Source organism: Pantoea sp. SS70, assembly GCF_029866845.1.
Lineage (GTDB): Bacteria > Pseudomonadota > Gammaproteobacteria > Enterobacterales > Enterobacteriaceae > Pantoea > Pantoea leporis.
The window spans coordinates 3,621,536-3,640,219 of sequence record NZ_CP117199.1 but is presented as its reverse complement, the minus strand read 5'-3'; the positions used below and the strand labels follow the sequence as shown (position 1 = coordinate 3,640,219).

12 protein-coding genes are annotated in these 18,684 nt (G+C 52.2%); 9 read left to right on the top strand and 3 right to left on the bottom strand.

The genetic code is table 11. The features are described from left to right. Positions 1 to 28: 28 nt before the first annotated feature. Positions 29 to 3,661: an ATP-binding protein gene (locus tag PO881_RS16665; RefSeq protein WP_280172122.1), complete on the bottom strand. Its 3,633-nt coding sequence runs from the start codon at positions 3,659 to 3,661 to the stop codon at positions 29 to 31. 534 nt (positions 3,662 to 4,195) lie between these two features. On the opposite strand from PO881_RS16665, the gene PO881_RS16660 reads away from it, so the two are divergent. The 4 genes from PO881_RS16660 (at position 4,196) to PO881_RS16645 (ending at position 8,217) form a co-directional block, all read left to right on the top strand. Beyond that, complete coding sequence (locus tag PO881_RS16660; RefSeq protein WP_231103554.1) at positions 4,196 to 4,843, top strand: response regulator transcription factor; 648 nt, start codon at positions 4,196 to 4,198, stop codon at positions 4,841 to 4,843. Positions 4,844 to 5,013: 170 nt separating this feature from the next. After that, positions 5,014 to 6,045 (top strand): L-idonate 5-dehydrogenase, encoded by a 1,032-nt coding sequence (gene idnD, locus PO881_RS16655; protein WP_110867381.1) that lies wholly within the window; start codon positions 5,014 to 5,016, stop codon positions 6,043 to 6,045. Positions 6,046 to 6,054: 9 nt separating this feature from the next. Further along, entirely contained in the window at positions 6,055 to 6,819 is a 765-nt protein-coding gene (idnO, locus tag PO881_RS16650; protein WP_101762923.1) for a gluconate 5-dehydrogenase, read from the top strand. Positions 6,820 to 6,897: 78 nt separating this feature from the next. Beyond that, entirely contained in the window at positions 6,898 to 8,217 is a 1,320-nt protein-coding gene (locus PO881_RS16645; RefSeq protein WP_192412221.1) for a gluconate:H+ symporter, read from the top strand. Positions 8,218 to 8,247: 30 nt separating this feature from the next. Here the strand turns inward: PO881_RS16645 and PO881_RS16640 are convergent, their stop codons facing one another. Next, entirely contained in the window at positions 8,248 to 8,967 is a 720-nt protein-coding gene (locus PO881_RS16640; protein ID WP_192412219.1) for a polyphenol oxidase family protein, read from the bottom strand. 109 nt (positions 8,968 to 9,076) lie between these two features. Between PO881_RS16640 and PO881_RS16635 the strand changes: the two genes are divergently transcribed. The 3 genes from PO881_RS16635 (at position 9,077) to PO881_RS16625 (ending at position 13,763) form a co-directional block, all read left to right on the top strand. Next, positions 9,077 to 9,886 carry a 5'-nucleotidase, lipoprotein e(P4) family gene (locus PO881_RS16635; RefSeq protein ID WP_101762925.1) on the top strand — a complete coding sequence of 270 codons (810 nt, stop codon included), beginning with the start codon at positions 9,077 to 9,079 and terminating at the stop codon, positions 9,884 to 9,886. A gap of 682 nt (positions 9,887 to 10,568) precedes the next feature. Further along, on the top strand, positions 10,569 to 12,044 hold the full coding sequence (locus PO881_RS16630; RefSeq protein WP_280172121.1) for a SulP family inorganic anion transporter: 1,476 nt from the start codon (positions 10,569 to 10,571) through the stop codon (positions 12,042 to 12,044). Between the two features lie 294 nt (positions 12,045 to 12,338). Then, positions 12,339 to 13,763 carry a GGDEF domain-containing protein gene (locus PO881_RS16625; protein ID WP_192236190.1) on the top strand — a complete coding sequence of 475 codons (1,425 nt, stop codon included), beginning with the start codon at positions 12,339 to 12,341 and terminating at the stop codon, positions 13,761 to 13,763. 16 nt (positions 13,764 to 13,779) lie between these two features. Here PO881_RS16625 and ddlA read toward each other — a convergent pair whose 3' ends face one another. Then, positions 13,780 to 14,874 (bottom strand): D-alanine--D-alanine ligase, encoded by a 1,095-nt coding sequence (ddlA, locus tag PO881_RS16620; protein WP_271461367.1) that lies wholly within the window; start codon positions 14,872 to 14,874, stop codon positions 13,780 to 13,782. A gap of 267 nt (positions 14,875 to 15,141) precedes the next feature. Here ddlA and PO881_RS16615 point away from each other — a divergent pair, with 267 nt between their 5' ends. Together PO881_RS16615 and PO881_RS16610 are read left to right on the top strand one after the other, a co-directional pair. Next, positions 15,142 to 17,442, top strand: a complete 2,301-nt coding sequence (locus PO881_RS16615) for a type I secretion system permease/ATPase (RefSeq protein ID WP_280172120.1) — start codon at positions 15,142 to 15,144, stop codon at positions 17,440 to 17,442. Further along, entirely contained in the window at positions 17,439 to 18,680 is a 1,242-nt protein-coding gene (locus PO881_RS16610; protein WP_137386563.1) for an HlyD family type I secretion periplasmic adaptor subunit, read from the top strand. The genes PO881_RS16615 and PO881_RS16610 overlap by 4 nt, the downstream gene beginning before the upstream one ends. The last annotated feature ends 4 nt before the right edge of the window (positions 18,681 to 18,684 follow it).

The following is an 18,684-nucleotide window of genomic DNA, read 5'->3' as shown; positions in this document are numbered from 1 at the left end:
CGAGAAATGTCTCGATAAGATTATGATTCTATAAATCTTGATGATTTTTCAGGCGATGTTTCTCAAATTCTTGCAAGGATTCATTAACACGTTTCATTTCCTCGACAATCTGCTGAATTAACGCTTGCGGATCGCGGGCTTCCTCGCGGTGTTTCTCCAACTTGCGGCCCAGTTCAGTCAACGTTGGAGCATTTAGCATTGCTGCTCCTCCTTTTAATTTGTGACCCAGCTGTGACAGGGCGCTGGCATCATTGGTTTGCTGAAGTGATACCAACAACTCATCGTGGCTGGTTCGTATGCTGTTGAGTAACACCAGACAACCTTCACTATCCTGTTCGGCCAATTGTGTTAACAGCTGTGGGAAGGAGGAGATACTCGCTGCCGGCGGGGCCTGGATTTCGGGTTTTATGGCGCTGCGCCGGGTACAACGTGCAACCTGAGCAAGTAAGCTCTCTAAATCCAGCGGCTTGAAAAGACAATCGTTCATTCCCGCCTGAAGGCAGCGTTGCATAATATGCTGCTCAGCCGATGCAGTCAGGCCGAATAGCATGATCGGTGTTAACTGATGCTCATGCTCGTATAGACGCAGCGCTTCAGCGAACTGAAAGCCGTTCATGCCAGGCATATTACAGTCTGTGATGATGAGGTCGAAACGTAATGGATCCTGCTGCCATAACGTCAGTGCTTCTGCCGCACTTTCACTCACCATGACTTGATGGCCAGCCAGTTCAAGCTGTTTCCCAAGCAGTAATCGGTTGGGTGCATGATCGTCGATGATCATCACGGAGAGCTTGTCGGAGATCAGCGGCTGCGACAAATGAGGCTGTGTTTGATCCTGCGGTTCACCGGGCAAGGCACGGAAATAAAAAGAGAACACCGCGCCTTCCCCTGGCGCACTTTCCACAATCAGCTCACCATCCAGTAGATGCGCCAGATTACGACAAATGCTTAATCCTAATCCGGTGCCAATTTGCTGCTGCTGACGATCGCCCACCTGCACAAAAGGTTCGAAGATGGCGTGCTGTTGGTCTTCCGTCATGCCACAACCTTGATCGCTAACTTCGATCACGAATTCACAACCGTCCTCCTCCTGCGCAATGCCCTGCATGAGCACAACAGTGACAGTGCCGTAATCGGAAAACTTAATGGCGTTGCTCAATAGGTTGGAGAGAATTTGATTCAGCATCAATGGGTCTGTTTTCACCCAGTAAGCAGCAATATCCATCTCTACCCGCAGTTCAAGTCCCTTAATCTCTGCTTTATTACGGAATAGCGTAACCGCTTGATCGAGAACATCAGGAAGGTAGACCGTTTCTAACGTTGGTTGATAAAGGCCGGACTCGATTTTCGACAAATCGAGAATATCGCCAATCAATGACAGCAACGCGCGTGCCGAATGATACGCAACACGGATGTTCTCTGAGAGTGAATCAGCCGGTTGCAAGCGAGTTTCGAGCTCCAGTAAGCCAATCATGGCATGCAGTGGCGTGCGGATTTCATGGCTCATGCTGGCAAGAAATTCACTTTTGGAGCGGTTGGCTTTATCAGCCACATCTTTGGCGAGTTGTAACTCCTGCAGCAGCGCATTGCGTTCAGTGACATCCAGCCAGCCCCCAATAACACCTGCGACATCACCGTGCCGATCGCGAAACGGCAGCGTCCAGTGATAAAGCTGGAATGTCCGCTGTTCAAAATCCATGTGTATATCGCGCATGACGGCTTCGCCATCCAGTAAGGTTTTTTGATAGCCATCTTCAATACTGTGAATACTGGCGTTATTGCCAGTGAGAACGTCCGACAGTCGTTTACCGATGACATCTTCTCGCTGGAAATCCATAAAACGTAGGTAGGCATTGTTGCAATCCACTAATCGGGTTTGTTTATCGCGGATATACATGGCAACGGGCGAGTCATTGAAGAGTGTATGGGTGAAATTGAGCTGATTTTTCAATGCATTTTCAGCCTGAATACGCTGCTGAATAACCTTCCGCAGATGACGGTTCCACAGCAAAATAAGGGCTATTAATCCGGTCGAGACCGACACAATCAGCAAGATAACTTGTTTGTAACTCTGCCATGAAGCACTGAGGAACGGCATCTCTGACTGACGCCAATGTGCCAGCAACTTGAACATGGTTTCGGGAGGAATCGCGATCAAGGCTTTATTGAGAATGCTAATCAGCGTTTCATTACCGGGTTCAACACGCATGACAAAACGTGCCGGGTCTGCACCCAACGTGGTTTCAATAATCAGGTCATCTGCGTAATGGTTGTGGAGCAGATAATCCACAAAAATCTTTGGCAGCACTACCGCATCAATTTCATGCGCCTGCAATTCACGCAAGGCCTGCAAAGGATCATTGATATAGGCGAGGTTCAGATGGGGATAATGCAGAAGCATCCAATCCTTCATCTGCCGGTTGTTCAGCATGAGAGCCGAGCCAAAGGGAAAAGGATCCCGAGCCATAATATTCCGAGGGCGTTTATGGCGAATAATGACCCAGTGTGAAACCAGCCATGGGCGGGTTATTAACTGAGGGGGCATATCCGGGGTAAGCATCTCAAGCGCATACAGATGTGGAAAATGCTTATCGGTTTGGTTACGTCCACTTTCTTCCTGAACTTCTGAATTAAATGTAATGCCACTTTGGTTGGCTATCAGATCTAAAACATCAATGATCATGCCGCGAAACGGCATGCTCCCGTTGCGACTGCTGAGTGGAGCGAGGGTTTGCGGTAGTGCGGTGTTGATACGCGGGTGTGCCTGCAGCCATTTCTCCTCTTCATGCTTGAGTGCAAGCGGATTACGCTGCAGCACATGGTACGTATCCAGTTGCCAGCGCTTCGCTATCTGCATGCGAATAGAGAGAGGAATTTGTGTTAAGGAAAAATTAATCGCTTCGGCAAGTTGTGGATAACGCGGGCTAATGCCAAAGCTGAAATTCATTGGAATAGCGTGGTCATCTTTGGTTATATCCAGCGCATTTGCGAACATGAAGCGATTAAGGTGCGTAAGTGTGGCGGCATTGCCCCATACACGCTCTGTTTGGCCAAATACTGTTGCTGCGACAGCATCGTAGTAACCAGGAAAGCGAACTAAAAGGTCGCTCTTAAAAGTCTCTTCTAAATGTGCACGCATCAACGCTGAACCAGACCAGGCCATGCGATTGGGTTCATCAATTTTTAATGGAGCGTTCTGCCCAGACTTAAAACCGATCGCTGCATAATCCAGCATCCAGGGGTCGCTGGCGATCAAGGTTTGCGGCTCTGATACTGAGGGGGGTTCTACATAGATCGCTAATAGTTGCATTTCTCCGCTGGTTACGGCTTCCTGGGCCGCGCTATGGCTGGCGTAATAATGGATTTCTATTGTGGTATCCAGCATATTCTGAATCAGAGAGAGATAATCCGCACTCACGCCTTCGAATCGTCGCGTATCTATATCCATAAAAAGGGGCGGTTGTGGTTGCCCAGCGACAGCAACTTTGAGAACGTGATGACGAAACTCCGAAGAGATTGGTTCAGCCAGTTGTAAAGCAGGTTGAGCTACATCATATCGCGCCAGTAATTGCAGTTTTTTCTCTGATGCTATTAATGAACATGAAACTAAAGCCAGAAAAAATAAGGCCAACAAGCGAAAAGTAGTAAGATTAATTAGCACGCTGCCTTCTTAAGGTATCCATTAATATCTATTGGGACCAGGGATTATAAAGATATTATTATCTTTCGCTCGTTCTATTCTTTTACTGTTGAAATTTTGCGACCATTCTCAAATATTTGATTTTTAGCGAAAGAGAGAGGGTGATGACGATGTAACTATATGATGTTCATTTCTTAGCTTATTCAGTTAGTTAGATTGCTCCTTTTCTTTCAAGACAATTCTTATGTGGTCTTGTTAAGGAGTTAAGTCAGACTTTTCCCACTTTTACGTGAGCAGGCAAGTAAGAATCTATCACGGAAAAATATAAACCTAAAAGGGGTATATGAAAATGACCGCTATTAGGGTGACGCTATCGATTTAGAATTCTGATGTTGTGAAGGCTATTTTTCACAGCTGTTGTAATCGACACCATTTATTTATTGAAGCGGGTGTGATAGTCAGAATTGGACAAAGTTAATGCTGTAATAAAGGAATAAATAAATGGTATATGCACATAATAAACAAGTGCGTGTGGCTGTCCTTGATGATCACCCCATGGTTCGTACCGTTTTCGAGTTGTGTTTAAAACATGAGCCCGATATTCATTTGGTGGGAACCTGGGCTTCAAGTAATGAATTATTTAATCAGCTAAGAAGTACCGTAGTTGATGTGCTGGTACTGGATTTCCTGCTGGGTGAACGTGAACTGGATGGTTTGGCGCTGGTGAAGCAACTGCGTAATCATTATCCCCAGCAAAAAATTCTGATCTCTTCTTCAATGGAGAGTCCGGCCATCGTCAAAATGGTGTTAAGCGCAGGCGTGAAGGGCTTTATTGGTAAAAGCCACAATATGCAGGAAATTACCCATGCGATTCGTCAGGTGGCGCAGGGCCGTTTGTTCTTGTCTAAAGAAGTCGCTTACGAGGTTGAAAATCTCTATGTCATGAGCGAAGAGTCGCTGGATGACAGCCTCGATTTCAGCAGCAAAGGCAATATGTATGAGAAGGTGAAAACCCTCAGCCCGCGTGAAGTTGAAGTGGTGCGCTGTTTTCTCGATGGTTTGAGCGTGTCGCAAATTGCCGTGAAGTTTAAACGCAGTCGTAAAACCGTGAGCGGGCAGAAACAATCGGCGCTGAAAAAGCTCGGTTTACGTTCGGATTCTGAGCTGTTCAAATACAGCCATGACCTGATGTCAGGCTATTAATTCTCTTCACAGGCGGCCACTTACGGCCGCCTGTTTCCTCTTCGGCATCGCAGACTTCACGTTCCAGGTAACAGCTTTCCGTAACATGTCTTTAGGTGATGTTCATCACAGTTTTAAGCCGCATAACCCGGTCTGATGGCCCCCATTGCTACAGCACTTATGGGGACGTTATGAATATCGAAACGCAATCCGGCGTGATCACTGGAAAAAAACAAGTCAGCGTTGCGCAGCAGCAGGTGAAATGGGACGGCAAAGGTACGCTGGTGCGTATCACGCGTGGCGGCATTTGTGGATCCGATCTGCATTACTATCAGGAAGGCAAGGTCGGTAGTTTTGAGATCAAAATGCCGATGATCCTGGGCCACGAAGTGATTGGTTATGTGGTGGAGAGCGACAATCCAGCACTTAAACCCCAACAAAAAGTCGCGGTAAATCCCTCTAAGCCTTGCGGCGCGTGCAAATATTGCCAGCGCGATCAGGAAAACCAGTGCACCACCATGCGCTTCTTCGGCAGCGCCATGTATGTGCCGCACGTTGACGGCGGTTTTACCCAATACAAAGTGGTGGATAGCGCGCAATGCGTGCCGTTCCCGCAGGATGCTGATGAAACGGTCATGGTGTTCGCTGAGCCGCTGGCGGTGTGTATTCACGCCACGCAGCAGGCAGGTGATCTCACCGGCAAGCACGTGTTTATCTCAGGCGTGGGTCCGATTGGCTGCCTGATTGCGGCGGCGGCCAAAGCGCGCGGCGCGGCCTCCATTGTGTGCAGCGATATCAGCGAGCGTTCACTGGAGATGGCGCAGCAGATGGGCGCAAGCGAGGTGATTCATGCCGCCGACGGCGATTTCGCGCCCTATCTTGCCGACAAAGGCTATTTCGATGTGGCGTTTGAAGCCTCCGGCCATCCTTCTTCGCTGCAGCGCTGCCTCGATGTGGTGTGCGCCAAAGGTACGCTGGTGCAGGTTGGCATGGGCGGCACCATTCCCAATTTCCCGATCATGGCGCTGATTGCCAAAGAGATTAATCTGGTCGGTTCCTTCCGCTTTACTCATGAATTCAACACCGCCGTCGAATGGCTGGCCACCGGCGTGGTAAACCCGTTGCCGCTGTTCAGCGGTGAGTATGCCTTGCAGGATATCGATGCCGCGCTGCAGTTTGCCGGCGATAAAACCCGTGCCGCTAAAGTCCAGTTAACCTTTTAAGGAGCAGTGATGAGCCAGTTATTTTCCCTCGAAGGCAAGCGTGTGCTGCTGACCGGTTCGGCGCGCGGCATTGGATATCTGCTGGCGCGCGGCCTGGCGGAAGCCGGTGCTGACGTGATCGTCAACGCCACTACGCACGAAGGCGCAGAGAAGGGCGCGGCGCAGCTGCGTGAGTTGGGCTTACGCGCGCATGCCAAAGCGTTTGATGTCACGCAATCGGCGCAGGTGAAACAGGCGGTAGATGAGATCGAAGCGGAGTGGGGCGCGATTGATGTGCTGGTGAATAATGCTGGCATCCAGCGTCGTCGGCCGTTCCTTGAATTCCCGGAGCAGGACTGGAATGACGTTATCGCGGTCAACCAGACCGCCGTATTCCTGGTTTCGCAAACTGTGGCGAAAAAAATGGTCGAGCGTCAGCAGGGTAAAATCATCAATATCGGTTCGATGCAGAGCGAATTAGGGCGCGACACCATCACGCCTTACGCGGCCTCCAAAGGCGCGGTGACTATGCTGACGCGCGGCATGTGCGTGGAGCTGGCGCGTCACAACATTCAGGTGAACGCCATTGCACCGGGCTATTTCGTCACGGAGATGACTCAGGCGCTGGCTGACGATCCTGCCTTTACCGGCTGGCTAACCAAGCGCACGCCAGCCGCTCGCTGGGGCAAACCGGAAGAGCTGATTGGCGCGGCAGTGTTCCTTGCTTCCGGTGCGTCGAACTTCGTTAACGGGCATCTGCTGTTCGTTGACGGTGGCATGCGCGTCGCCGTGTGATGACCGGGCGCGGCTGGCATTATCATCGGGCCGCGCCTAAACCTTAATCACCCCTCTGTATTCCTAAGGATAATAAAAATGCCAATAACCATCATTGTGCTGGGTGTGATACTGCTGCTGGTGTTGATGATTGTATTTAAGGTCAATGGCTTCATTGCTTTGGTGTTTGTCTCGGCGGTGGTCGGTATTGCCGAAGGCATGACGCCACTGAATGTAATGGCCTCGATCCAGAAAGGTATCGGCTCGACGCTGGGCGGATTAGCCATGATCCTCGGCTTCGGCGCCATGCTCGGGCGGCTGGTTTCCGATACCGGTGCCGCACAACGTGTTGCTACCACGCTGATCGCCGCTTTTGGTAAAGAGCGGCTGCAATGGGCGCTGGTGGTGACCGGACTGATCGTCGGCCTGGCGATGTTCTATGAGGTTGGCTTCGTGCTGTTGCTGCCGCTGGTGTTCACTATCGTGGCGGCTGCCGGTTTGCCGCTGTTGTACGTCGGCGTACCGATGGTCGCCGCGCTCTCGGTCACTCACTGCTTCCTGCCGCCGCATCCTGGCCCGACGGCGATTGCCACTATCTTTGGCGCTAATCTCGGTACCACGTTGCTCTACGGCATGATCATCACCATTCCAACGGTGATTATTGCCGGACCGATTTTCTCGAAGTTCCTTAAAAGCTTTGAGAAGTCACCGCCGGAAGGGCTCTACAACCCAAAAATCTTCACGGAAGAGGAGATGCCAGGCTTCGGCATCAGTATTTTTGCCGCAGTGATTCCGGTGGTGCTGATGGCGATTGCCGCCGTCTTCGAGTTGACCACGCCGAAAGAGAACGCGCTGCGTCAGTTCTTCGAATTCATCGGTAATCCGGCAGTGGCGCTGTTTATCGCGGTGGTGATAGCGGTGCTGACGTTGGGGCTGCGCAATGGCCGTAAGATGGAAGAAGTGATGGATATGTGCGGCGAGTCGATTGCCGCCATCGCCATGATCATCTTTATCATCGCGGGCGGCGGTGCATTTAAACAGGTGCTGGTGGATAGCGGCGTGGGTAACTACATCGCCGATATGATGAAGGGATCGTCACTGTCACCGCTGCTGATGTGCTGGACGGTTGCGGCAATGCTGCGCGTGGCGCTGGGTTCAGCCACGGTGGCGGCGATCACCACCGCCGGTATTGTGACGCCAATTATCGCGGCCACGCATGCCGATCCGGCCTTGATGGTACTGGCGGTGGGTTCCGGCAGCGTGATCGCTTCACACGTGAACGATCCCGGCTTCTGGCTGTTCAAGGGTTACTTCAACCTGAGCGTGGTGGAGACCCTGAAAACCTGGACGGTGATGGAGACGCTGATTTCGATTCTCGGTTTAGCCGGCGTGTTGGCGCTCAATGCCATAATTCACTGATCGATAAAGCTTCACAAGGACGTGAAGCTCTTAACCGCGCGTGCGGATCCACGAGAAGCGTGACTGATAGCCGCTGTCAAAATGGGTGTTGTAGCGATAGCTGGAACCCGCTTCCGCCATGCAGTAGGTACAGACGTTCAGCACTTCAATATGTTCCGCCACCACTCCCCGCTGTAACAACAAGCCTCGCGCCAGGTTAGGCAGATCAAACCAGATTCCATCCTGCTGGGCCCGCGCCTGCGGACGGATCGCTTGTGCGTTTTGCGGCTGCTGGGTGGAGTAGGGTAACGGCGGAAGATCGTGACGATCCTGCATCTGTGTCACCAGATCGTTACCCAGTTCATAGCAGCACGGCCCGATCGCTGGACCGATTACCACACGCAGCGTTTCACGGCTGGCGCCGCGCTCCAGCAGACGATCAATCGCGTTGTTCAATACGCCACCGAGCGTGCCTTTTAATCCGGCGTGCACCGCCGCAACCTGCTGTTGTTGCGGGTCGGCAAATAACACCGGCAGACAATCGGCGGTATACACCGCGACCGGCAGATGATCTTCGCCAATCAAGCCATCCGATTCGCAACGTTTAGGCGGGATGTTTTGGCTTGCCAGCAACACATTGGCGCTGTGACGCTGTTGACCATAAGCCGCCTCTGCCGGAACGGCCTGGCCAGCCGGCTGAAAGGCGTATTCCAGCCAGGAAAAGTCATCCAATAGTCTTGATCGTGGACCGCTGTGGGGGTGCTGTACCATAAGTGTCTCCTCTCACCAAACCGCTGCTTTCTGCTGCCCACAGCTTACGTTAACTGCTACATTTTTAAAGCTTTACAAAAACTGACCCTAATCACTTAAGGATGAAATGATGAAGAAAACCACCTTGCTGGCGGCATCCGGCTTAATGGCGCTGGCATTAACCGGTTGTGCGCAGCCTTCTAAACAGCAGGCTCAGCAGCAGCTCGGCCAGCAATCGGTGCTGGCAGTGAACTGGTTCCAGCAATCCGGCGAATATCAGGCATTAAGCTGGCAGGCGTTTAACAGCGCGCGCATGGCCTTCGATCAGGCGCCATCGCTGGCGGGTAAACCGAAAGCGGTTATCGTCGATTTAGATGAAACGATGATTGATAACAGCGCCTACAGCGCGTGGCAGGCGAAAAACGGCCAGCCCTTCTCGGGTAAAACCTGGTCAGCGTGGACGCAGGCGCGTCAGGCAACGGCCGTTCCGGGCGCAGTGGAGTTTGCCAACTACGTCAACAGCCACGGCGGCACTATGTTCTATATCTCCAACCGCGACCAAAAAGATTTTGCCGCAACGGTGGAGAACCTGAATAAGCTGGGCTTCAGCGGCGTGAGCGAGAAAACGGTGCGCTTGAGTACCGGTAATTCTAACAAGCAAGAGCGCTTCGACGCGGTGAAGAATGCCGGTTACAACGTGGTGCTGTATGTGGGCGACAACTTGAATGACTTTGGCGGTTCAACCTGGCATCAGGGAAATGCGCAGCGTCAGCAGTTCGTTAGCCTTAATCATCAGCGTTTTGGCACCCAATTCATCGTGTTACCGAACCCGCTGTATGGCGACTGGGAAAGTGGCATGGCGGAAAACTACAACAAACTCACGCCTGAGCAGCAACTGCAGGTGCGTGAAGCGCGTATGAAAGCGTGGAACGGTAAATAATTCGTCAGGTAAAATAGCGTCTGCTTAGGCAGGCGCATTCATGTCCTTTTCAGGTCCATCAATATTTACATAACTCCGTAACTATTATTCCCCTCACTGTTTTCCTGATCTCTTACTAAATTCATGGCAACTGAATAGCGAAATATCTCGTCTTATTTGCTAAATGGCAGTGAATCGCACTAATCATAAATTTTTTAATTAGGAATTCTCCCAGCTCATAAGGATTAAATTATAGCGTCGCTAAAATGGCATATAATTTTTGCGTGTATTGTTTTGTAATTGCACCGAAAATATCACATTTAAAATCGCTCTTATTTAATTGTTAATAATGCTTTTTATCGATCCTGCTCATCATTCCGCTCCTTGCATAAACTTACCTGATTCATACGTTTATTGAATTTGTGTTTACAAAAAGATTCGTTTTGTCGACGTCAGAAATATTCATGATGCAAGGTAATGCTTAAGCGTCTATAAACTATTTTTGTGAGGAAGTTCTGCTTTCATCCTCAATGGTTCTCCATAGCCGCGTTTAATGACGTCGCTATCTGCCTGAAAGCGATCTTTTTAAATGTTGAGAGAAGATTATTGTGATGACCCTGAAAACCTTATTAGTGATAAATCGTACTCTGGCTTTGCGGCGCCGCGCGCGGTTAATTCAGCCATCTGCAGAGGAATCAACGCCATGAATTTAAGCACGCTTCGTCAGGATATTCCGGCTGGTTTGGTGGTGTTTCTGGTCGCGCTGCCGCTCTGTCTTGGCATCGCGCAGGCGAGTGGATTGCCGCCCTTTGCGGGTCTGCTCACCGGCGTGATTGGTGGGTTGCTGGTGACTGCGCTGAGCCCCTCGCGTTTTGCGGTTAGTGGTCCGGCGGCGGGATTGGTAACGATTGTGGTCGCGTCGATCGCCACACTAGGTAGCTTTTCCGCCTTTCTCACCGCGCTGATTCTGGCGGGTGCGTTGCAGTGCCTGTTTGGCTTACTGCGTGCAGGACGTTTTATCGCCTTAGTGCCGAGCAGCGTGATTAAAGGCATGCTGGCGGCGATTGGTATTTTGCTGATTATGCAGCAAATTCCGGTAGCATTCGGCGCGGCGGGCGATGTTGAGCTGTTGTCGCTGGTAAAAGGGGAATTTCATTTTTCCAGCAGCGCGATGCTGGTTGCTGGCGTGGGATTGGCTATTTTATGGCTGTGGACCACGCCGCTGATCAAGTCAGTTAAAGTGCTGAGCTGGATGCCCGGTCCGCTGGTAGCGGTGCTGGTAGGCTGTGCGGCGACGGTGTTTGGGGATCGCCTGTTTCCAGCGTTAGCTGATGGCTTGCCGCGTATCGCGCTGCCCGCGTTCGACAGCATGTCGGCGCTGGTGGCTGAACTGGAAACGCCAGACTGGCAAGCGTGGCAGAATCCTGCAGTGTGGATGGTGGCGATCACGCTGGCGCTGGTCGCGAGCCTTGAAACGCTGCTCAGCCAGGAAGCGCTGAAGAAACTGCGTCCGCAACATCCTGCACCTTCACCCAACAAAGAGATGTTTGCGCAGGGCATTGGTAACCTGACCGCTGGTTTCCTTGGCGCGATGCCGATTACTGCAGTGATTGTGCGCAGTTCGGTGAACGTCAGCGTTGGCGCGCAAACCAAACTGTCGATTCTGATTCATGGTGTGCTGCTGTTAATCTGCGGCCTGTGGTTCAGTAATCTGCTTAACGCGATTCCCCTTGCCAGCCTTGCGGCGGTGCTGCTTTATACCGGCTATAAGCTGGCCACGCCGCGCCTGTTCATTGAGCAGATGCGCATGGGACCGCAGCAATATGTGCCATTCCTTGCCACCATTGGCGGCATTATTGTGTTTGGCATGCTGGCCGGCATCGGAATTGGCATCGCTACGCAAATCCTCTACAGCATCTATAAAAGCCATCGCAACGCCTTGCAGCTCACGCGACATGACGATCACTACGTTTTACGCCTGCAGCAAAATCTGACCTTTATGCACAATCCAAAGCTGCAGGGATTGCTGGCAGAGATCCCGGAAAACAGCGTGGTGATTGCTGAGCACGGCAATGCCCAATATATGGATCCCGACGTTAAAGCGGTGCTAAAAGACTTTGGTGAAAACGCACGTAAACGTGGCATTCGTCTGAGTCAATGGCCTGTTGCGGTGAAATAGCCATAAGTCTGTGCTGGAACAACCGTTTTTAAAACTAAAAATCGGATATCTCGGATAGCCGATTTTTTTATTTACAGGGCATAATTGCCACAAGTTTTATCCTTTGTCTCTGGCGTTTCTACAATGCCATTAGGCGCGACGCTGCTTTTTATGGCAGGTGAGCGCCGCCCAGCCGCAGAGTAGGATGACGAACACTTGCTTAATTACCGAATCATCGCACGGTTATTTCCGGTTTAATGCTTGCTGATGCTTAGGGTTGATGCCGGCACTTTCCAGGTTACAGGGTTCAGACGTATGCGCGTTATGCTGTTTGAAGAGAATAATTTTAAAAAGAATGCCCTCACGCTGTTTTTCATTACGCTGTTTTTCTGCTTTATCGGCAGCCATTTACGCATCCCCGAAGAGTTCTCACTATTCTGGCCGGTGAATGCGCTGGTGGCGGGATTAATAGTGAGGAATCCGTTTTTACACACTACCTCCAGCTATCTGGTGTGCTTCAGTGCGATGATTTTTAACGACACGGTATTTTCCGGCTGGGCGCTGCCAGCGTTTACCGTCAATTTTGCCAACATTCTGTTTATTCTCGTCGCGGTCAGCATGCTGATCAAACATCTGCAACGTCCTTCCGCCCACAGCCAGGTGTTCAATGCCATGCGCATTTTTCCCGCCTGTTTTCTTGGCGCGGCGGCTTGTGCAACCTGGGGCGCGTGGGCACAGGATATTGATTTCAATGCGCGCTTTATTGTGGCGTGGAGCGACTGGTTCAGCGAACAGTTCTCTACTTCGCTGATGCTGCTGCCGGTGATGCTGGCACGCCCGTTGCGAACGGTTTCACCGCACACCTTGCTGCATCCCGGCAAACTGCTGCCGCTGGCGGCGGTCATCCTGTCGCTGATCGTTGGGGCATTGATTGGCGGGGCCGGCAGCCTGACGTTCCCGGTTCCGGCGCTGATCTGGTGTGCCATCGTGTTGCCGATTCCATTGACCAGCTTAGTGATCCTGATAACCGGTATTACGGAGATTGTGCTGGTGTCGCATGGTGTGATGAACATCCAGGGTGACGATGCACTGCTGCCGATTAGCCATCTCACCTCGGCACGGCTTGGCGTCGCCACCGTTGCGCTCAGCCCGCTGCTGGTGGCGGTGAGCATGGATGCGATCCGCCAGTTAAATCATCGCCTTGCACTCCGCGCTAATTTTGATTTTCTCACCCAGTTGCTGTCCCGTTCCGGTCTGTATGAAAGCTTAAGAAATGAACCTTTCTCGCTACAACGGGAAGCTGGCGTTATTATGCTTGATGTCGACTATTTCAAAGCCATTAACGACAATTTTGGCCACGATGCCGGTGATTGCGTGCTGGAAGAGATTGCGCGGCGCATTCAGCGCGTGGTTGGCAATCGTGGCATGGTGTGTCGCTTTGGTGGCGAAGAGTTTGTGATGGTGATGTTCGATTGTAACCATAGCCAGCTTTACCAACTCGCCGAAACGGTACGTCAGGCGATGGTCAAAGAGAAGTTCTGGATTCAGGGCAACACGGTGACGGTAACTGCCAGTTTAGGTCTGGCGCGCGGCAGTGCGCAGAATGAACGTGAATGGCCAAGCGTGATCAATCGCTTAGTGTCAGCGGCGGATAAGAATCTTTATCTTTCCAAACGCAATGGCCGTAATCAAACCTCACCGGCGATGGAGCCGCGCAGCATGATGAATGACGTGGCCTGAGCCACGTCATGGCGATTCAAACGCTACTTTTCAGTTGGCTGGTTTGCTGGTGACGCTGCTGAGCCAGCTCAATCAGACGGGAAATCAGATCGCTGTAGCTCAAACCTGCTGCCTGCCATAACTTCGGATACATGCTGATATTGGTAAAACCTGGCAAGGTATTCACTTCATTGACAATGATCTCGCCGCTTTCCGTCAGGAACACGTCAACACGCGCCATGCCAAAACACTCCAGCGCTTGAAACGCAGTAATTGCCACCTGACGAATTGCCTCGCTGGCTTCATCGCTGATTGCCGCTGGCACCACCACTTGCGCACCGCTTTCGCTGATGTATTTGGTGTCGTATGAGTAGAAGGCATCATGCACCACCACTTCGCCGCACGGGCTGGCTTCTGGCGCATCGTTGCCCAGCACGGCACATTCAATCTCGCGCCCCTTAATCCCTTGCTCGATCAAGACTTTGCGATCAAACGTAAAGGCGAGATCCAGCGCGGCATCGAACGCTTCAGGGCTGTCGACTTTGCTCACGCCAACGGACGATCCCTGGTTAGCCGGTTTGATAAACAGCGGCAGGCCAAAGCGTGCAATCACGGCCTCAGCATCAATGTTCGCGCGCTGTGCCTGCGTCACGCTCAGCCAGGGGGCAACGTTCAGTCCAGCATCACGCAGCAGTCGCTTGGTAAAATCTTTGTCCATGCTGACGGCAGACCCGAGCACGTCAGAGCCGACAAACGGCAGATTCGCCATGCGTAATAAGCCCTGTAACGAACCATCTTCACCCAGCGTGCCGTGCACGATGGGGAAAATGACATCCAGCTGTGACAACGGCTGCGCCTGCTGACGGGTAATCAGCTGCTGGGAAGAACTGCCCGGAACCAGCGCGACATTTTCACCTGAACGATTAAGCGCAATCAGCTTCGGGTTCTCTGCGTTGAGCAAGAATCCCGAAGCATCATTGAGATGCCATTCACCCTGTTTATCAATTCCCAGCAACACCACCTCGTACTTGCTCTTATCGATGGCTTCGAGGATGTTTTTGGCCGATTGTAATGACACTTCATGCTCGGCCGATTTGCCGCCAAACACGATCCCTACGCGCTGTTTTACCATTGCTATTTGTCCGATTGCGATAAAGCGAGCCAGTAAGATAACACGCCCAGGACGAGCATCAACAGCCTTGCATTTTTCTGCGCCAGGCAGTGCAAAAAGCCCGCCTCCGTGCCTGCAATCACGAGTTTAAACAATTATTCCTAACCGTTTGAGACAAGTCTTGGACTGCTCAAAACCTGCCTTCTGTCAGAATTTTCCCAATTCAAACAGGTGCAACGGTGGGCAATGTGCTCACCGTTTTTTTGTCAGGTTTACAGGAGTCGGGAAATGGTCGACCAGAAGCAGGATGCTGTGGAGCAGGATGCGCGTTCTGTTGCTCGTATTGAAACCACGGTAGATGACACGCTGTTAAAAAGCGTGGCTTGGATCTGCAAACACTATAAACGCGAGAAAAGTGAAGAAGCGCTGGTGGCAGGTTTGCCAAAAGCGACATTGCTCTCACCATCACAGGCCATGACAGCGCTCGAAAACGCCGGCATTACCGGCGGCATGGTTGAGCGTCGTCTGCAGGATCTGCCGGAGCAGTTGATGCCGATGATTCTGCTGCGCAAAGGGGGCGGCGGTTGCATTGTGCTGTCGCGCCGCATTCACACTAATGAGGAAAATCAACGCGAATTGCGCTTCCAGCTGGTGATGCCAGAAGTCAGCGCTTCAGCCGTTGAGATGAATCTGGCCGAGCTGAATGAGATCTACGCGGGCTTCGCCGTCATGGCGAAACCCACTGCTGTGGTCGATGAGCGCGCCAGTGAAATGCTGCCGGAAGTAAAAGGCCATTGGCTGTTCACCACTCTGTGGCGCTATCGCCGCTATTACCGCAGTGCCGCGATTGCGGCGGTATTGATCAACGTTCTCGGTCTTTCCAGCATCTTCTTCACCATGAACGTCTATGACCGTGTGGTGCCGAACCAGGCATTCGTGACGCTGTGGTCACTGGCGATTGGCGTGACCATTGCGATGATCTTCGAAGCCGTTACCCGCTTCGTACGCGCGCATCTGCTGGATATGGCGGGTAAAAAGGCCGATTTAGTGCTCGGCAGTATGCTGTTCCGTCAGGCACTTTCTATCCAGATGGAACACAAACCCGCTTCCTCCGGTACCTTCGCCAACCAGATTCGTGAGTATGAATCGGTACGTGACTTCGTGGCATCTGCCACGCTGGCGGCGATTTCCGATCTTCCTTTCATTCTGATGTTTGTGGGTGTGATCTTCTTTATCAGCGGTCCGCTGGCGATCATTCCACTGATGATGATCCCATTGATCATCATCGTCAGTGCCGCGATCCAGTGGCCGCTGGCGCGCATTATGAAAGAGAACCTGCGTGACGCCTCACTCAAACAAGGCGTGCTGATTGAATCAGTTGAAGGTATGGAAACGCTGAAAGCAGTGGGCGGTGAAGCACACATGCAGCGTCGCTGGGAAAATTTCAGTGCACTGCAATCCGCTAACTCGATGAAATCAAAACGCTACTCAACGCTGGCAACCGGCGTGGTGACGTTCCTGCAGCAGTTTCAGACGGTGATGTTGGTGGTGGCCGGTGTTTATCTGATCAATGAAGGCACGTTCACCATGGGTGCGATGATCGCCACCGTGATGCTTGCCAGCCGCGCGACTGGCCCGCTCGGTCAGGTTATTGGCCTGGCTGTACGTTATCAGCAGGCAAAAGCGGCGCTAACGTCACTCAACAAGCTGATGGAGATGCCTATTGATCGTGACAGCAGCAAAACCTATCTCACCGATCCGCCGTTGAGTGGTGAGATCACGCTGACCAACGTCAACTTCTCCTATCCGGCACCGCCAATGAAGCCCAACCCGGAAATCCTCAAAGATATCTCGTTGAGCATTAAAGCCGGGGAACGCGTCGCGATTCTTGGCCGCATCGGTAGCGGTAAATCCACCTTATTACGTGTGATGGCGCGCCTTTACCAACCGGTGAAAGGTCAGCTTTCGGCCGATGGTCTGGATGTTAACCAGATTGATCCGGCGGACTGGCGCAAGGTTGTTGGCTTTGTCGGTCAGGATGCGCGTCTGTTCTACGGCACGCTGCGCGAAAACGTAATGATTGGGCGCCCGGACGCCACCGCCAATGAGCTGCTGCGCGTGCTGAATCTGACCGGTTTGGACCACGTTGCGGCACGCCATCCAAGTGGTATCAATTTAACGGTTGGCGAGGGCGGCGAAGGCTTGTCTGGCGGTCAGCGTCAGCTGGTTTCTCTGGCGCGAACGCTGCTTACCCGTCCTAAAGTGCTGCTGATGGATGAGCCAACCAGCGCCATGGATAGCATGACGGAAAACCAATTCCTCGCGCATTTACGTCGCGCCAGTGAAGGACACACGCTGATTGTGGTGACGCATCGTCCATCCATTCTGGCATTGGTCGATCGCATCATCGTGGTGGAAGAAGGCAAAGTGGTGGCGGATGGCCCGAAAGATCAGGTGCTTGCCGCTTTAGAAGGAAAAAATAAAGCCCGCAAACAGCCGCGTCAGGCGGTTGAACCGGCGGTACGTGCGCCAGCTCCCGCTAACGATTCAGCGCCGAAGCAAGCAGCAGCAGAGGAGGCCGCAGTATGAGCAAGTTAATGTCATGGCGTAAGAGCGAGAAAGGTATGTCCGCTGCTGATGCCGAATTTATGAATGACGTGCAGGCTTCTCTGCTGTCGCAGACCACGCCGGGTTCCAAGCTAGTGATGTGGATCATCATTGCGGTGTTAGTTGGTGGCCTTACCTGGGCCAATTACGCACGAGTCGAAGAGATCACTAAAGGCGATGGCAAGGTCATCTCACGCAGCCGTGAACAGGTTATTCAAAGCCTGGAAGGCGGCATTCTGGCAGAGATGAATGTGCGTGAAGGTACGGTTGTAGATCGCGGTGATGTGCTACTGAAAATTGACCCAACGCGTGCGCAATCCAGCTATCGCGAAGTACTGAGTAAAGTGGTGGGTCTGAAGGGCAGCATTGCACGCTTACGTGCTGAAGCTTATTCATTGCCACTGGCGTTTGATGAGCAGGTACAGAGCGATCCCGCCGTTGTGGCGCAGGAAACTAAAGCTTATGAATCGCGCAAACGTGCGCTAAGTGACAGCATCAACTCATTGCAACGCAGTTACGCACTTTCGATGCGCGAGATACATCTGGCTGAGCCGTTAGCGGCCAAAGGTCTCTTGTCGGAAGTCGAACTACTGCGTATGCAGCGTCAGGCCAATGACATTCAGGCGCAAATCGTCGAACGTCGTAACCGCTATCAATCAGATGCCCACACTGAGCTGGGACGCCTGGAATTAGAACTGAGCCAGGTTAGCGAAAACCTGATTGGCCGTGCCGATATTGTTGATCGCACCACGATCGTCGCACCGGTGCGCGGCACGGTGAAAAACGTACGCGTTAACACCATTGGCGGGGTTATTCAGCCGGGTGAGCACATCCTTGAAATCGTTCCGCTGGAAGAGCAGTTGCTGGTGGAGGGAAAAATCCGTCCGTCGGATGTCGCCTTCCTGCGTCCAGGCTTACCGGCCAAGGTGAAAATCACCGCCTATGACTTTGCCATTTACGGCGGGCTTGATGGGCACGTGGAGTATATCAGTCCGGATACCTTAAAAGACGATCAGAAAGCCGCCAGTGGACGCCCGGATGATACCTACTATCGCGTACTGATCCTGACGGATAAAAGCACGCTGCACGCCGGTAACAAAGATCTGCCGATCATTCCCGGCATGATCGCTACCGTTGAGGTGCGCACGGGTGAGAAAACCATTCTCGATTACCTGCTGAAGCCGGTCCTGAAAGCTAAAGAAGCATTCCGCGAGCGTTAATAAT

Excerpts from the sequence above, each read along its gene's own strand:
- ddlA (WP_271461367.1), bottom strand. The coding sequence starts at position 14,874 with ATGGTAAAACAGCGCGTAGGGATCGTGTTTGGCGGCAAATCGGCCGAG.
- PO881_RS16625 (WP_192236190.1), top strand. The coding sequence starts at position 12,339 with ATGCGCGTTATGCTGTTTGAAGAGAATAATTTTAAAAAGAATGCCCTC.
- PO881_RS16630 (WP_280172121.1), top strand. The coding sequence starts at position 10,569 with ATGAATTTAAGCACGCTTCGTCAGGATATTCCGGCTGGTTTGGTGGTG.
- PO881_RS16660 (WP_231103554.1), top strand. The coding sequence starts at position 4,196 with ATGGTTCGTACCGTTTTCGAGTTGTGTTTAAAACATGAGCCCGATATT.
- PO881_RS16640 (WP_192412219.1), bottom strand. The coding sequence starts at position 8,967 with ATGGTACAGCACCCCCACAGCGGTCCACGATCAAGACTATTGGATGAC.
- PO881_RS16635 (WP_101762925.1), top strand. The coding sequence starts at position 9,077 with ATGAAGAAAACCACCTTGCTGGCGGCATCCGGCTTAATGGCGCTGGCA.
- idnO (WP_101762923.1), top strand. The coding sequence starts at position 6,055 with ATGAGCCAGTTATTTTCCCTCGAAGGCAAGCGTGTGCTGCTGACCGGT.
- PO881_RS16615 (WP_280172120.1), top strand. The coding sequence starts at position 15,142 with ATGGTCGACCAGAAGCAGGATGCTGTGGAGCAGGATGCGCGTTCTGTT.
- idnD (WP_110867381.1), top strand. The coding sequence starts at position 5,014 with ATGAATATCGAAACGCAATCCGGCGTGATCACTGGAAAAAAACAAGTC.
- PO881_RS16645 (WP_192412221.1), top strand. The coding sequence starts at position 6,898 with ATGCCAATAACCATCATTGTGCTGGGTGTGATACTGCTGCTGGTGTTG.
- PO881_RS16610 (WP_137386563.1), top strand. The coding sequence starts at position 17,439 with ATGAGCAAGTTAATGTCATGGCGTAAGAGCGAGAAAGGTATGTCCGCT.